General features: G+C 50.2%; 9 protein-coding genes, 4 rRNA genes and 1 other RNA gene. 2 read left to right on the forward strand and 12 right to left on the reverse strand.

Annotated elements, in window-relative coordinates; translation table 11 throughout:
- Positions 1-48: 48 nt before the first annotated feature.
- From MHI54_RS08570 to tadA, 11 genes are all read right to left on the reverse strand, one after another.
- Positions 49-1610: ribosomal RNA gene (locus tag MHI54_RS08570) — 16S ribosomal RNA — on the reverse strand.
- 292 nt (positions 1611-1902) lie between these two features.
- Positions 1903-2015: ribosomal RNA gene (gene rrf, locus MHI54_RS08575) — 5S ribosomal RNA — on the reverse strand.
- A 259-nt stretch (positions 2016-2274) separates the two neighbouring features.
- Positions 2275-5199: ribosomal RNA gene (locus tag MHI54_RS08580) — 23S ribosomal RNA — on the reverse strand.
- A 178-nt stretch (positions 5200-5377) separates the two neighbouring features.
- Positions 5378-6939 (reverse strand): 16S ribosomal RNA (locus MHI54_RS08585).
- Together the 16S, 23S and 5S rRNA genes form the textbook arrangement of a ribosomal RNA operon.
- 235 nt (positions 6940-7174) lie before the next feature.
- Positions 7175-7435, reverse strand: a complete 261-nt coding sequence (locus MHI54_RS08590; protein WP_095215682.1) for a pro-sigmaK processing inhibitor BofA family protein — start codon at positions 7433-7435, stop codon at positions 7175-7177.
- A gap of 73 nt (positions 7436-7508) precedes the next feature.
- Entirely contained in the window at positions 7509-7724 is a 216-nt protein-coding gene (locus MHI54_RS08595; protein WP_095215683.1) for a YaaL family protein, read from the reverse strand.
- A gap of 13 nt (positions 7725-7737) precedes the next feature.
- Positions 7738-8334, reverse strand: coding sequence for a recombination mediator RecR (recR, locus tag MHI54_RS08600; RefSeq protein ID WP_095215684.1), 597 nt, complete (start codon positions 8332-8334; stop codon positions 7738-7740).
- Positions 8335-8349: 15 nt separating this feature from the next.
- Entirely contained in the window at positions 8350-8667 is a 318-nt protein-coding gene (locus MHI54_RS08605; protein ID WP_095215685.1) for a YbaB/EbfC family nucleoid-associated protein, read from the reverse strand.
- Positions 8668-8693: 26 nt separating this feature from the next.
- Positions 8694-10370: a DNA polymerase III subunit gamma/tau gene (dnaX, locus tag MHI54_RS08610; RefSeq protein ID WP_095215686.1), complete on the reverse strand. Its 1677-nt coding sequence runs from the start codon at positions 10368-10370 to the stop codon at positions 8694-8696.
- A 119-nt stretch (positions 10371-10489) separates the two neighbouring features.
- Positions 10490-10755, reverse strand: an RNA gene (gene ffs, locus MHI54_RS08615) — signal recognition particle sRNA large type.
- 68 nt (positions 10756-10823) lie between these two features.
- Positions 10824-11303: a tRNA adenosine(34) deaminase TadA gene (gene tadA, locus MHI54_RS08620; RefSeq protein ID WP_095215687.1), complete on the reverse strand. Its 480-nt coding sequence runs from the start codon at positions 11301-11303 to the stop codon at positions 10824-10826.
- 99 nt (positions 11304-11402) lie between these two features.
- Between tadA and MHI54_RS08625 the strand changes: the two genes are divergently transcribed.
- Together MHI54_RS08625 and MHI54_RS08630 are read left to right on the forward strand one after the other, a co-directional pair.
- Complete coding sequence (locus MHI54_RS08625; protein ID WP_095215688.1) at positions 11403-11927, forward strand: isochorismatase family cysteine hydrolase; 525 nt, start codon at positions 11403-11405, stop codon at positions 11925-11927.
- A gap of 60 nt (positions 11928-11987) precedes the next feature.
- Positions 11988-13274 carry a glycoside hydrolase family 18 protein gene (locus MHI54_RS08630; RefSeq protein WP_233134958.1) on the forward strand — a complete coding sequence of 429 codons (1287 nt, stop codon included), beginning with the start codon at positions 11988-11990 and terminating at the stop codon, positions 13272-13274.
- A 25-nt stretch (positions 13275-13299) separates the two neighbouring features.
- Here MHI54_RS08630 and MHI54_RS08635 read toward each other — a convergent pair whose 3' ends face one another.
- A complete protein-coding gene (locus MHI54_RS08635) occupies positions 13300-14019 on the reverse strand; it encodes a DUF3891 family protein (RefSeq protein WP_158221515.1) in 720 nt (239 codons plus the stop codon).
- Between the last annotated feature and the right edge of the window lie 52 nt (positions 14020-14071).

A 14071-nucleotide genomic window follows, 5' to 3' on the forward strand; every position in this document is an offset into this window, starting at 1 on the left:
AACCCAATTACGTGTCTACTACGAAGTAGTAGTTCCAATTATCCTTAGAAAGGAGGTGATCCAGCCGCACCTTCCGATACGGCTACCTTGTTACGACTTCACCCCAATCATTGATCCCACCTTCGGCGGCTGGCTCCAAAAGGTTACCTCACCGACTTCGGGTGTTACCAACTCTCGTGGTGTGACGGGCGGTGTGTACAAGGCCCGGGAACGTATTCACCGCGGCATGCTGATCCGCGATTACTAGCGATTCCGGCTTCATGCAGGCGAGTTGCAGCCTGCAATCCGAACTGAGAATGGTTTTATGGGATTTGCTTAGCCTCGCGGCTTCGCTGCCCTTTGTACCATCCATTGTAGCACGTGTGTAGCCCAGGTCATAAGGGGCATGATGATTTGACGTCATCCCCACCTTCCTCCGGTTTGTCACCGGCAGTCACTCTAGAGTGCCCAACTGAATGCTGGCAACTAGAATCAAGGGTTGCGCTCGTTGCGGGACTTAACCCAACATCTCACGACACGAGCTGACGACAACCATGCACCACCTGTCACGCTGTCCCCGAAGGGAACGCCTTGTCTCCAAGGTTGTCAGCGGATGTCAAGACCTGGTAAGGTTCTTCGCGTTGCTTCGAATTAAACCACATGCTCCACCGCTTGTGCGGGCCCCCGTCAATTCTTTTGAGTTTCAGCCTTGCGGCCGTACTCCCCAGGCGGAGTGCTTAATGCGTTAACTTCAGCACTAAGGGGCGGAAACCCCCTAACACCTAGCACTCATCGTTTACGGCGTGGACTACCAGGGTATCTAATCCTGTTTGCTCCCCACGCTTTCGCGCCTCAGCGTCAGTTACAGACCAGAGAGTCGCCTTCGCCACTGGTGTTCCTCCACATATCTACGCATTTCACCGCTACACGTGGAATTCCACTCTCCTCTTCTGCACTCAAGTTCCCCAGTTTCCAATGACCCTCCACAGTTAAGCTGTGGGCTTTCACATCAGACTTAAGAAACCGCCTACGCGCCCTTTACGCCCAATAATTCCGGACAACGCTTGCCCCCTACGTATTACCGCGGCTGCTGGCACGTAGTTAGCCGGGGCTTTCTGGTCAGGTACCGTCAAGGTACAAGCAGTTACTCTTGTACTTGTTCTTCCCTGACAACAGAGCTTTACGACCCGAAGGCCTTCATCGCTCACGCGGCGTTGCTCCGTCAGACTTTCGTCCATTGCGGAAGATTCCCTACTGCTGCCTCCCGTAGGAGTCTGGGCCGTGTCTCAGTCCCAGTGTGGCCGATCACCCTCTCAGGTCGGCTATGCATCGTCGCCTTGGTGGGCCGTTACCCCGCCAACTAGCTAATGCACCGCGGGCCCATCTGTAAGTGACAGCCGAAACCGTCTTTCCATTTCCGATCAGGAGAAAGGAAATACTATCCGGTATTAGCCCCGGTTTCCCGGAGTTATCCCAGTCTTACAGGCAGGTTGCCCACGTGTTACTCACCCGTCCGCCGCTCATTCCGCCAGAATCACCCCGAAGGGGTCATCTGGTTTCCTGCGCTCGACTTGCATGTATTAGGCACGCCGCCAGCGTTCGTCCTGAGCCAAGATCAAACTCTCCATGAAAGTGTTGATGCATTGCTCGTCAGAGCTGACGTTGATCTTACGATCATGTCGTTTAGTTCGTAATTGGTTGTTTTGTTCAGTTTTCAAAGATCAATTTCGTTCTGCCGCTCATTTGGCGACTAGAACATCATATCATGTTTCAACTCTCGTTGTCAACATGTTTTTTTCTTGCTGTCCGCTCCGTTCCGAAGCGACTTAAATATATTATCATGTATTAGGGTATACTGCAATACTTTATTATAAAAAAGAAATAAAAATCCCTGATCCACATAAGGATCAGGGATTTCATTTTGCCTGGCAGCGTCCTACTCTCGCAGGGCGAACCCAACTACCATCGGCGCTGAAGAGCTTAACTGCTGTGTTCGGCATGGGAACAGGTGTGACCTCTTCGCTATTACCACCAGACAATGCAAGAATTCATATGGAATGAACCCTCAAAACTAGATAAGAAACATCCTTGCTGTACATCTCATGCGTGCCAAGCACCGGAGTGCTTGGTCTTTGGCGTTGACTTACTAAGGGATCTGGCGCTGCGGCTAGATCCAGCTCCAAAGGCCAGAAACTATGGCCTAAGCGATAAATCCCTTCGTGAAGAAGTACACTCCACTACGGGCTTTCTCGCTTATTCCTACGTTTCTAAACGGCCTTTTCCGCTTTTCGTTTTTTAGTTAAGTCCTCGATCGATTAGTATTCGTCAGCTGCACGTGTCACCACGCTTCCACCTCGAACCTATCTACCTCATCGTCTCTGAGGGATCTTACTCATTTAAAATGATGGGAAGTCTCATCTTGAGGGGGGCTTCATGCTTAGATGCTTTCAGCACTTATCCCTTCCGCACGTAGCTACCCAGCTGTGCTCCTGGCGGAACAACTGGTGCACCAGCGGTGCGTCCATCCCGGTCCTCTCGTACTAAGGACAGCTCCTCTCAAACTTCCAACGCCCACGACGGATAGGGACCGAACTGTCTCACGACGTTCTGAACCCAGCTCGCGTACCGCTTTAATGGGCGAACAGCCCAACCCTTGGGACCGACTACAGCCCCAGGATGCGATGAGCCGACATCGAGGTGCCAAACCTCCCCGTCGATGTGGACTCTTGGGGGAGATAAGCCTGTTATCCCCGGGGTAGCTTTTATCCGTTGAGCGACGGCCCTTCCATACGGCACCGCCGGATCACTAAGCCCGACTTTCGTCCCTGCTCGACTTGTAGGTCTCGCAGTCAAGCTCCCTTCTGCCTTTGCACGCTACGAATGATTTCCAACCATTCTGAGGGAACCTTTGGGCGCCTCCGTTACTCTTTGGGAGGCGACCGCCCCAGTCAAACTGCCCACCTGACACTGTCTCCGAACCGGATGACGGTTCTGGGTTAGAATGTCAATACAGCCAGGGTGGTATCCCACGGATGCCTCCGCCGAAGCTGGCGCTCCGGTTTCCAAGGCTCCCACCTATCCTGTACAAGCTGTACCAACATTCCATATCAGGCTACAGTAAAGCTCCACGGGGTCTTTCCGTCCTGTCGCGGGTAATGCGCATCTTCACGCATAGTATAATTTCACCGGGTCTCTCGTTGAGACAGTGCCCAAGTCGTTGCACCTTTCGTGCGGGTCGGAACTTACCCGACAAGGAATTTCGCTACCTTAGGACCGTTATAGTTACGGCCGCCGTTTACTGGGGCTTCGGTTCACAGCTTCGGGACGAAGTCCCTAACCATTCCCCTTAACCTTCCAGCACCGGGCAGGTGTCAGCCCCTATACTTCGCCTTACGGCTTTGCAGAGACCTGTGTTTTTGCTAAACAGTCGCTTGGGCCTTTTCACTGCGGCTTCTCCTAAAAAGAAGCACCCCTTCTCCCGAAGTTACGGGGTCATTTTGCCGAGTTCCTTAACGAGAGTTCTCCCGATCATCTTCGGTTACTCACCGTGCCTACCTGTGTCGGTTTGCGGTACGGGCACCTATTTCCTCACTAGAGGCTTTTCTTGGCAGTGTGAAATCAGGAACTTCGGTACTAAATTTCCCTCCCCATAACCGCCTGGAATCATGTTGAGTGGATTTGCCTGCTCAACTTCCTCACGGCTTGGACGCGCATGACCAGCAGCGCGCTTTCCCTATCCTCCTGCGTCCCCCCATCGTTCAAGCGGATTTAGGTGGTACAGGAATATCAACCTGTTATCCATCGCCTACGCCTTTCGGCCTCGGCTTAGGCCCCGACTAACCCTGAGCGGACGAGCCTTCCTCAGGAAACCTTGGGCTTTCGATGAAAGAGATTCTCACTCTTTTTTCGCTACTCATACCGGCATTCTCACTTCTAAGCGCTCCAGCCGTCCTCACGATCGACCTTCACAGCCCTTAGAACGCTCTCCTACCACTGACATCGTAGATGTCAATCCGCAGCTTCGGTGGTGTGTTTAGCCCCGGTATATTTTCGGCGCAGCGTCACTCGACCAGTGAGCTATTACGCACTCTTTCAATGATGGCTGCTTCTAAGCCAACATCCTGGTTGTCTAAGCAACGCCACATCCTTTTCCACTTAACACACACTTTGGGACCTTAGCTGGCGGTCTGGGCTGTTTCCCTTTCGACCATGAACCTTATCACCCATGGTCTGACTCCCAAAGTAGATTGATTGGCATTCGGAGTTTGACTGAATTCGGTAACCCGATGAGGGCCCCTAGTCCAATCAGTGCTCTACCTCCAACCATCATCCTTTGAGGCTAGCCCTAAAGCTATTTCGGAGAGAACCAGCTATCTCCGTGTTCGATTGGCATTTCACCCCTACCCACACCTCATCCCCGCACTTTTCAACGTGCGTGGGTTCGGGCCTCCAGTCAGTGTTACCTGACCTTCACCCTGGACATGGGTAGATCACACGGTTTCGGGTCTACGACCACCTACTATGTCGCCCTATTCAGACTCGCTTTCGCTGCGGCTCCGTCTTTTCAACTTAACCTTGCAGGGGATCGTAACTCGCCGGTCCATTCTACAAAAGGTACGCCGTCACCCATTAACGGGCTTCGACTACTTGTAGGCACACGGTTTCAGGTTCTATTTCACTCCCCTTCCGGGGTGCTTTTCACCTTTCCCTCACGGTACTGGTTCACTATCGGTCACTAGGGAGTATTTAGCCTTGGGAGATGGTCCTCCCGGATTCCGACGGAATTTCACGTGTTCCGCCGTACTCAGGATACACTCCGGAGGAAACCACATTTCAAGTACAGGGCTCTTACCTTCTATGGCGGGCCATTCCAAGCCGCTTCGTCTACATGGTTTCTTTGTAACTCCAAAGGAGTGTCCTACAACCCCAGAAGGCAAGCCTTCTGGTTTGGGCTGATTCCGTTTCGCTCGCCGCTACTTGGGAAATCGCATTTGCTTTCTCTTCCTCCGGGTAATGAGATGTTTCAGTTCCCCGGGTCTGCCTCGCATCACCTATGTATTCAGTAATGCGTACTATCCAATAACGGATAGCGGGTTCCCCCATTCGGAAATCTCCGGATCAAAGCTTACTTACAGCTCCCCGAAGCATATCGGTGTTAGTCCCGTCCTTCATCGGCTCCTAGTGCCAAGGCATCCACCGTGCGCCCTTCTTCACTTAACTAATAACGCATGATGCATTAAATCGCGACAATATATATTGTCTTGCTTTAAAGTTTGATGTTCTGGCATGTTGTTTCTTATCTAGTTTTCAAGGTTCACAAGAGAGATTGATCTCTCAAAACTGAACAAACAACCCAATTACGTGTCTACTACGAAGTAGTAGTTCCAATTATCCTTAGAAAGGAGGTGATCCAGCCGCACCTTCCGATACGGCTACCTTGTTACGACTTCACCCCAATCATTGATCCCACCTTCGGCGGCTGGCTCCAAAAGGTTACCTCACCGACTTCGGGTGTTACCAACTCTCGTGGTGTGACGGGCGGTGTGTACAAGGCCCGGGAACGTATTCACCGCGGCATGCTGATCCGCGATTACTAGCGATTCCGGCTTCATGCAGGCGAGTTGCAGCCTGCAATCCGAACTGAGAATGGTTTTATGGGATTTGCTTAGCCTCGCGGCTTCGCTGCCCTTTGTACCATCCATTGTAGCACGTGTGTAGCCCAGGTCATAAGGGGCATGATGATTTGACGTCATCCCCACCTTCCTCCGGTTTGTCACCGGCAGTCACTCTAGAGTGCCCAACTGAATGCTGGCAACTAGAATCAAGGGTTGCGCTCGTTGCGGGACTTAACCCAACATCTCACGACACGAGCTGACGACAACCATGCACCACCTGTCACGCTGTCCCCGAAGGGAACGCCTTGTCTCCAAGGTTGTCAGCGGATGTCAAGACCTGGTAAGGTTCTTCGCGTTGCTTCGAATTAAACCACATGCTCCACCGCTTGTGCGGGCCCCCGTCAATTCTTTTGAGTTTCAGCCTTGCGGCCGTACTCCCCAGGCGGAGTGCTTAATGCGTTAACTTCAGCACTAAGGGGCGGAAACCCCCTAACACCTAGCACTCATCGTTTACGGCGTGGACTACCAGGGTATCTAATCCTGTTTGCTCCCCACGCTTTCGCGCCTCAGCGTCAGTTACAGACCAGAGAGTCGCCTTCGCCACTGGTGTTCCTCCACATATCTACGCATTTCACCGCTACACGTGGAATTCCACTCTCCTCTTCTGCACTCAAGTTCCCCAGTTTCCAATGACCCTCCACAGTTAAGCTGTGGGCTTTCACATCAGACTTAAGAAACCGCCTACGCGCCCTTTACGCCCAATAATTCCGGACAACGCTTGCCCCCTACGTATTACCGCGGCTGCTGGCACGTAGTTAGCCGGGGCTTTCTGGTCAGGTACCGTCAAGGTACAAGCAGTTACTCTTGTACTTGTTCTTCCCTGACAACAGAGCTTTACGACCCGAAGGCCTTCATCGCTCACGCGGCGTTGCTCCGTCAGACTTTCGTCCATTGCGGAAGATTCCCTACTGCTGCCTCCCGTAGGAGTCTGGGCCGTGTCTCAGTCCCAGTGTGGCCGATCACCCTCTCAGGTCGGCTATGCATCGTCGCCTTGGTGGGCCGTTACCCCGCCAACTAGCTAATGCACCGCGGGCCCATCTGTAAGTGACAGCCGAAACCGTCTTTCCATTTCCGATCAGGAGAAAGGAAATACTATCCGGTATTAGCCCCGGTTTCCCGGAGTTATCCCAGTCTTACAGGCAGGTTGCCCACGTGTTACTCACCCGTCCGCCGCTCATTCCGCCAGAATCACCCCGAAGGGGTCATCTGGTTTCCTGCGCTCGACTTGCATGTATTAGGCACGCCGCCAGCGTTCGTCCTGAGCCAAGATCAAACTCTCCATGAAAGTGTTGATGCATTGCTCGTCAGAGCTGACGTTGATCTTACGATCATGTCGTTTAGTTCGTAATTGGTTGTTTTGTTCAGTTTTCAAAGATCAATTTCGTTCTGCCGCTCATTTGGCGACTAGAACATCATATCATGTTTCAACTCTCGTTGTCAACATGTTTTTTTTCTTGCTGTCTACTCCGTTCCGAAGCGACTTGAATAATTTATCACGTTTATGGATATAATGCAAGACTTTATACTAAAAAATATTGAATTGCAGCCAATGATGCAATCCCTGGAATTCCCAATAGACCTGCCAAGACCGCAGTTGCTGCATTGATCGGGATATGAAGACCAGCAAGCGCACCTACTACATTAAATAAAAATAATAGAAAGACACCCAGCACCACTCTGATCGAACCTTTGATCATTAAGCTGAACAGCTTCCCGGAAGTTCCTGAGATAAGTAAGACAACCACTGCTGCCAAAAGCACTCCGATGATAGCATACGACATAATCCATCTCTCCTTTAACTTGTCCTGCTTTCTACACTATGAATACGGACAAAAAAAAAGAACACGCATTGCGTCAAGTACGCAATGCGTTCAAATTACGGTGTCTTGCTTCACGGAGCATGAATAAATACTTGGCTTGTGCCACTTGTAAATCATACTGTCCCATTTCACTTGCATCGACACTTCTTTCTATGATGGATCGGATGCTCATCCAATCATTTTTCATCTTGAATATAGCCTCTAACAACTCTTTATCCACATCGGACTTCTTCAATTTTCTGCCAGCCATTATCTCACCTGCTTTACAGTTCTCTTCTGCCTTCCATTGCTTTGGAAAGGGTGACTTCATCTGCATATTCCAGATCCCCACCCATTGGCAGACCGTGTGCAATCCTGGTTGTCCGTATACCAGATGGTTTGACTAGCTTGGATATATACATCGCCGTCGCTTCGCCTTCTATGTTCGGATTGGTAGCCAGGATCAATTCCTTCACTTCTTCATCCTTTAGACGATTCAATAATGACGGCACATTGATGTCCTCAGGTCCGATGCCATCCATGGGAGAAATCGCACCATGCAATACATGGTACTTCCCATTGAATTCCCGCATCTTCTCCATGGCGATGACATCTTTTGGATCTTGTACGACACAAATGAGAGAGCTATCTCTTGATTCATCCTGACAAATGCTACAAGGATCCTGATCGGTTATATGACCGCAAATGCTGCAATGGGTCAATTCACGTTTAGCGTTCACTAAAGCCTTCGCGAAATCCATGACGTCATCTTCCTTCATGCTAAGCACGTGAAAGGCAAGGCGCACGGCCGTCTTCGGCCCGATTCCAGGCAATTTAGTGAAGCTGTCGATCAGTTTCGAAATCGGTTCGGGATAATACATCTATTCAGCTGCCTCCTAGAACATTCCTCCAGGTAGCCCTTTTGTGAACTGTCCCATTGTCTGGTTGGATTTTTCATCGACTTGTTTCAGCACTTCATTCGTTGCAGAGATGATCAGATCCTGAAGCATTTCCACGTCATCCGGATCCACTACTTCTTCCTGGATGACTACATCGGTTATTTCCTTCTTACCATTGGCGATCACCTTCACGGCACCGCCTCCTGCAGTCGCTTCGAAAGTCATTTCGAAAAGCTCTTCCTGAGCCTGCATCATCTTCTTCTGCATTTTCTGCATTTGTTTCATCATATTATTCATATTCCCACCACCACGCATGGAAAAATCCCTCCTTGGATTGATTGTCATTCTTTTATTTCGAGTAAGTCATCCCCGACCAGTTTCCTTGCCTCCGCAATGATCGGGTCTTCCTCCTGCTTTTTATCCTCATCCGAATCCTGCTGCTTTTGATTCTTCAGAAAATCTTCCCGCAGTTCTGTCCAATTCGCCTCCGGAATCGGGATCACTGTAACTTGATGACCGATCCGTTCTGCTAATAATGATTCTATCGTGTCTTTGTGTTCCAAGGCAAGTGAACAGTGGATCTCATATTTAAAGCCAATGATGAGTGCATTCTGGGAAGCAGCCCTTGGCTTGCTGTTGAGAATCGTAGCATGAGCGGGGGCGCTTTGCCGCTTCAAGGCATCCATAAAGCTAGCCCAGTGCTCGGCCACAAGCTTCAGCTCATCCTTTGTTGCTTCCGATAATACTTGGCGTATACGTTCAAACGGAATACGATAGCTGTTCTTGCTTCCTGTCCTTGCTGGACGTCTGGGCTGTTCGGCTGGAGCCGCAGCTGCTTGCGGCTGCTGTTTCAATTGCTTCAATTCCTGTTCCAGCTGTGAAATCTTGCGGGTCAGCTGCTGTACAGCCTCGGCTTCCACACTGGCTGCAGGAGCACTTTGATCGGCAATATGCAAAATAGCGATTTCCACGAATACTTTCGGACTGTTCGCCCATTTGATTTCCTGCTGGCAGCGATTTAATTCGACAATGGCGTCCTGGATCCAAGCGCCGTCCACTTCCTCCGCCAGCTGCTTGAAACCATCGTCCACCAATACACGTTCGAGGATGTTTTCCATGCCAGGGGCACTTTGAAACATAAGCAAATCCCGCAAGTAATAGATAAGGTCAAAAACGAACCGTCCTGGGTCTTTCCCATCCTGTATCAGCAGATCGACTTGTTCAAGGGCTGTTTGGACATCTTGTCTTGCGCAAGCCCGGATGACCTCGGTAAGTCTATCCTGTGAAACGGCTCCGGTGACAGCAAGCACATCCTCCAGTTCCACGACATCTTCACTATAGGAAATAGCTTGATCGAGCAGGCTGAGTGCATCACGCATCCCGCCTTCTGCTGCAAGAGCGACTGACTCCACGGCATCTTCGGAAACAGTGATCTGTTCCTTCTCAAGGATTTCCTTCATCCTGTTTACCATTGCTTGCTGGTTGATTCGCTTGAAATCAAAACGCTGACAGCGCGAGATGATCGTCAGCGGAATCTTATGCGGCTCTGTCGTCGCCAAAATGAAGACCACATGTTTCGGCGGCTCTTCCAACGTCTTGAGAAGTGCATTGAATGCCCCGATCGAGAGCATATGCACTTCATCGATGATATACACTTTATATTTGACCGCACTAGGAGCATATTTCACTTTGTCCCGGATATCACGTATCTGTTCGACACCGTTATTGGACGCTGCATCGATTTCGATCACATCCGCAATCGAACCATCCTGGATACCCCTGCAAGCAGAGCACTCCCCGCATGCTTCTTCCACGGGCGCATGCTCACAGTTGATGGTCTTGGCAAATATCTTCGCAGCACTTGTCTTCCCGGTACCGCGAGGACCGGAAAACAAGTAGGCATGCGAGAACTTATCCTGCATGATCGCATTCTTCAATGTACGGATAATCGGCTCCTGGCCTACTACATCAGCAAATGTCTTCGGCCTCCAGACACGGTATAACGCTTGATAACTCATCACGCCGCGCTCCTTTTTTCATTCTTTCCTCATTATAACGGAATTAAGTTATGGATACTACATGTATAAAAAGAGCCCTTACCAAATGGCAAGGACTCTGATTGTTTATTGGTTAAGCGCCGTGCACCCACCGTCGATAATACGGATCTAAGCGTTACATAAGTTCATGGCTCGACCCAGGCTTCCCCGCGGCACACAGGAGGAACTGCTTACTGCTGCTTCCTTCCGGACCTGACAGGGTTCACAGGTTCCTGTTGCGCAGGACCCGGGTGTCAGCACCAATTCCTTATGGCAGACCTTAAAGCCGTATTACCTCGGGTGGGAATTCGGCCTCGCTACAGCGGATTGCGAGTACAGGGCACCGCTACCTCCCCGCTTAGCACGGCTAAGTTGTGAATAAAGTTAGGCGCTTCGATAGCGCACTTTATAGTATAGCTTGTTTACGAAAAAAAATCAATCCCGGCTGTTTTCGGCTGATTTCCGTTTCCGCAATTCCCGGAAGAATGACGTCAGCAGCCAACCGCATTCCTCCTGCAGCACACCGCCTGTCACTTCTGTTTGATGATTAAACCGCTCGTCTTCCAGTAAATTATATAAAGTGCCCGCGCAGCCTGCTTTAGGATCATAGGCACCGAATATGACACGGCGGATCCGTGATTGGATAATGGCTCCTGCGCACATCGGACACGGCTCAAGGGTCACGTACAGATCGCAATCCTCCAGCCTCCAGCTGCCGATTTTTTCATTGGCAGCCTGGATGGCATGCATTTCTGCATGGGAATGCGCCTGCTGGGTCGTCTCCCTGAGATTGAATCCCGAAGCGATGATCTCTCCATCCTTCACGATTATTGCTCCTATCGGTACTTCTCCGAGATGCTCGGCACGTCTTGCTTCTTGTATCGCTTGCTCCATCCAATAAGCATCGGTTGTCATTTCTATCTCCCACATTTCTATCCAAAGGTTTCAAATCACGCAAAGTTGATAATGTATAAGTATAAGAAGCTTCCTACTACGAAGTAAAGGGGAATCATCATGAGTGATAAAAAAGCTGTCTTGTTTATAGATGTATTCAACAATTTCGACTTCCCCGACGGTGATAAGCTGCTGGAGAATACGAAAAAAATCCTTCCTAACTGGAAAAAGCTGCGACAAAAGGCCAAGGAGAATGACTGGCCTGTCATCTTCGTAAATGATCACTATGGGATTTGGCAGGACAACTTCAAAAAAATAGCTGATTATTGCAGGAATGAGGACAATAAAGAAATCATCGACTCGATGATGCCAACTGAAGATGATTACTTTCTGTTGAAGCCGAAGCATTCTGCCTTCTTCCAGACATCGCTGCCCTCCCTTTTGAAAGAGCTCCATTGCAATCACGTCATTCTGGCAGGCATCGCCGGGAATATCTGCGTCATCTTCTCAGCCAATGACGCCCATATGCGGGAATTCGAGCTGGATGTGCCAAAGAACTGTGTAGCATCCAATACGAAAAATCAAAATGACGACGCCCTGCGTGTCATAGAAATGACCCTCAGCGCCAATATAGATCCAATTTGACATAGGATGGCTCCTCCGAGCATAGCCTTTCTACAGAGGCTTTTTAAAGGAGGAGTCGTTTTGCAAATATATACCGTGCGGGCCGGTGATACACTGGCTGGCATCGCAAGCCGTTATGGCACTACAAGTCGGGAATTGATTACCGCAAACGAATTGGAAGCTCCGGATGATCTTGTCGTTGGTCAGACACTGGTGATTCCGATCATCGGCTCATTCTATTATGTCCAAGCAGGGGACAGTCTTTACGCCATTGCCAGCAGAAATGATTTATCGGTTGCTGAGCTCGCCCGCATCAATAATATCCCGGCCTCGGCAATCTTGCAGCCAGGTCAGCGTCTATATCTGCCAGCCAGACCAAAAAGACAGATTGAGTCGAATGCTTATATCGAGCCGTCTGGAAATACCGTCTCCCAGGCTTTGGAGAATGCAGCAAGACAACGCGCCCCATATCTCACTTACCTGATGCCATTCAGCTATCAAGTGGATCGGGAAGGAAATCTCACTGCCCCTCCCTTGAATGAATTTGCCTCGATAGCCCAAAACAATAACACTACTCTGAGCCTGGCTGTCTCAACCATCGAAAACGGAGAGTTCAGCGCCGAGCTGGGGGCTCGGATCGTCACCGTCACTTCGGTCCAGGACCGTTTGTTCACAAATATCATCAATACTGCCAGGGATGTTGGATTTCGTGAGGTGCACTTCGATATTGAATTCCTGCCTCCGGAAAATCGGGAGGACTATAATAACTTCCTCAGACGGGCCGTGGCCAGATTTCACCCGCAGGGACTGCGTGTTTCGACAGCAGTGGCGCCGAAGACGAGCGCGACCCAGCAAGGACAATGGTACGAAGCACATGATTATGCTGCACATGGGCAGATAGTCGATTTTGTCGTTTTGATGACGTATGAGTGGGGTTACAGCGGCGGGCCGCCATTAGCGGTTTCTCCACTACCGAATGTACGGGAGGTAGTGGAATATGCACTAACGGAAATGCCTGCCAGCAAGATCGTGCTGGGTCAAAATTTATACGGCTATGATTGGACACTTCCTTATGAACCGGGAGGGGACTATGCCAGGGCAGTCAGTCCGCAGCGGGCCATCGCGATTGCCCGTGAAAATAATGCTGCGATTCAATACGACACAACAGCACAAGCACCTTTTTTCAACTATACAGCTGCAGATGGTGCACAGCATGAGGTTTGGTTTGAGGATGCCCGTTCCATCCAGGCAAAATTCGACTTGATCAAGGAGCTGGACTTGCGCGGTATCAGTTATTGGAAGCTCGGTCTTTCCTTTCCCCAAAACTGGCTATTACTTACCGATAACTTCACTATCAGGAAACTTTGAAGAGCAGTTCAAGACTGCTCTTTTTTTATATCACCGTTATCCAAAGCTTTTCTTCCCTGTAGTCATCACCTGCTGCCATCAATTGCGGAATGGCCAACCGTACAGGCCCTTCAAGCGGAGACGGGGTCAGCCTGACCTCGTTTGTCGATATCCATTCCCCGACGATCTTATCCGCAAAGGAAAATCGTTCCTTGAAGCCATCCCGGAACCAGTTCACTTCATCTTGTTTCGGCACTCCCGGCTTATTCATGCACAGATAGAGGGAAACATTATCACAAAAGGATAGAAGCTTCTGGTCGATATCCAATGTAGCTAGTTCAGCCGGTGTTAGCGCCTGCCTATCTGTCTGCTGCAAACCCTCTTCTCGCTCCAGGAATGCTTTAATCCGTTCATCATCTGTATCTTCCGAAAAAAAGGAGCAATAATGCCGGCTGCATAAAATAGCTGCATAACGGGATTGTTCACGGACTTCCATGATGCCTTGCTGATATGCACGCAGTTTATCCGGCAGGGGGTAATCAATAAAGCTATAAAATCCGCTCCCATCCGGTTTTTGTTTTGGAACTTCATCCAGGGGAATCCAGGCTCTGTCATGCTGATCGATTGCCATGATCGCCTCCGGGCGCTGAATCGGTGATTCGGGATCATCCTTTCGCCAATGCCTGGCTATTTCCCCGGAAATAGCCGCATGCGCATGCTGGGGAATCAACACCGTTTTCCCTTCATCACTTTCTCGAACGATCATATTCTCCCTCCTATGAAAAACTCCCGGCATTTCGCCGGGAGTGATTATCCAT

The sequence above is a fragment of the Terribacillus sp. FSL K6-0262 genome (assembly GCF_037977385.1).
GTDB lineage: Bacteria > Bacillota > Bacilli > Bacillales > Amphibacillaceae > Terribacillus.

Coding starts and splice junctions, on each gene's coding strand:
- tadA (WP_095215687.1), bottom strand. CDS start 11,303: ATGACAACCGATGCTTATTGGATGGAGCAAGCGATACAAGAAGCAAGA.
- MHI54_RS08590 (WP_095215682.1), bottom strand. CDS start 7,435: ATGTCGTATGCTATCATCGGAGTGCTTTTGGCAGCAGTGGTTGTCTTA.
- MHI54_RS08595 (WP_095215683.1), bottom strand. CDS start 7,724: ATGGCTGGCAGAAAATTGAAGAAGTCCGATGTGGATAAAGAGTTGTTA.
- MHI54_RS08635 (WP_158221515.1), bottom strand. CDS start 14,019: ATGATCGTTCGAGAAAGTGATGAAGGGAAAACGGTGTTGATTCCCCAG.
- MHI54_RS08605 (WP_095215685.1), bottom strand. CDS start 8,667: ATGCGTGGTGGTGGGAATATGAATAATATGATGAAACAAATGCAGAAA.
- recR (WP_095215684.1), bottom strand. CDS start 8,334: ATGTATTATCCCGAACCGATTTCGAAACTGATCGACAGCTTCACTAAA.
- MHI54_RS08625 (WP_095215688.1), top strand. CDS start 11,403: ATGAGTGATAAAAAAGCTGTCTTGTTTATAGATGTATTCAACAATTTC.
- dnaX (WP_095215686.1), bottom strand. CDS start 10,370: ATGAGTTATCAAGCGTTATACCGTGTCTGGAGGCCGAAGACATTTGCT.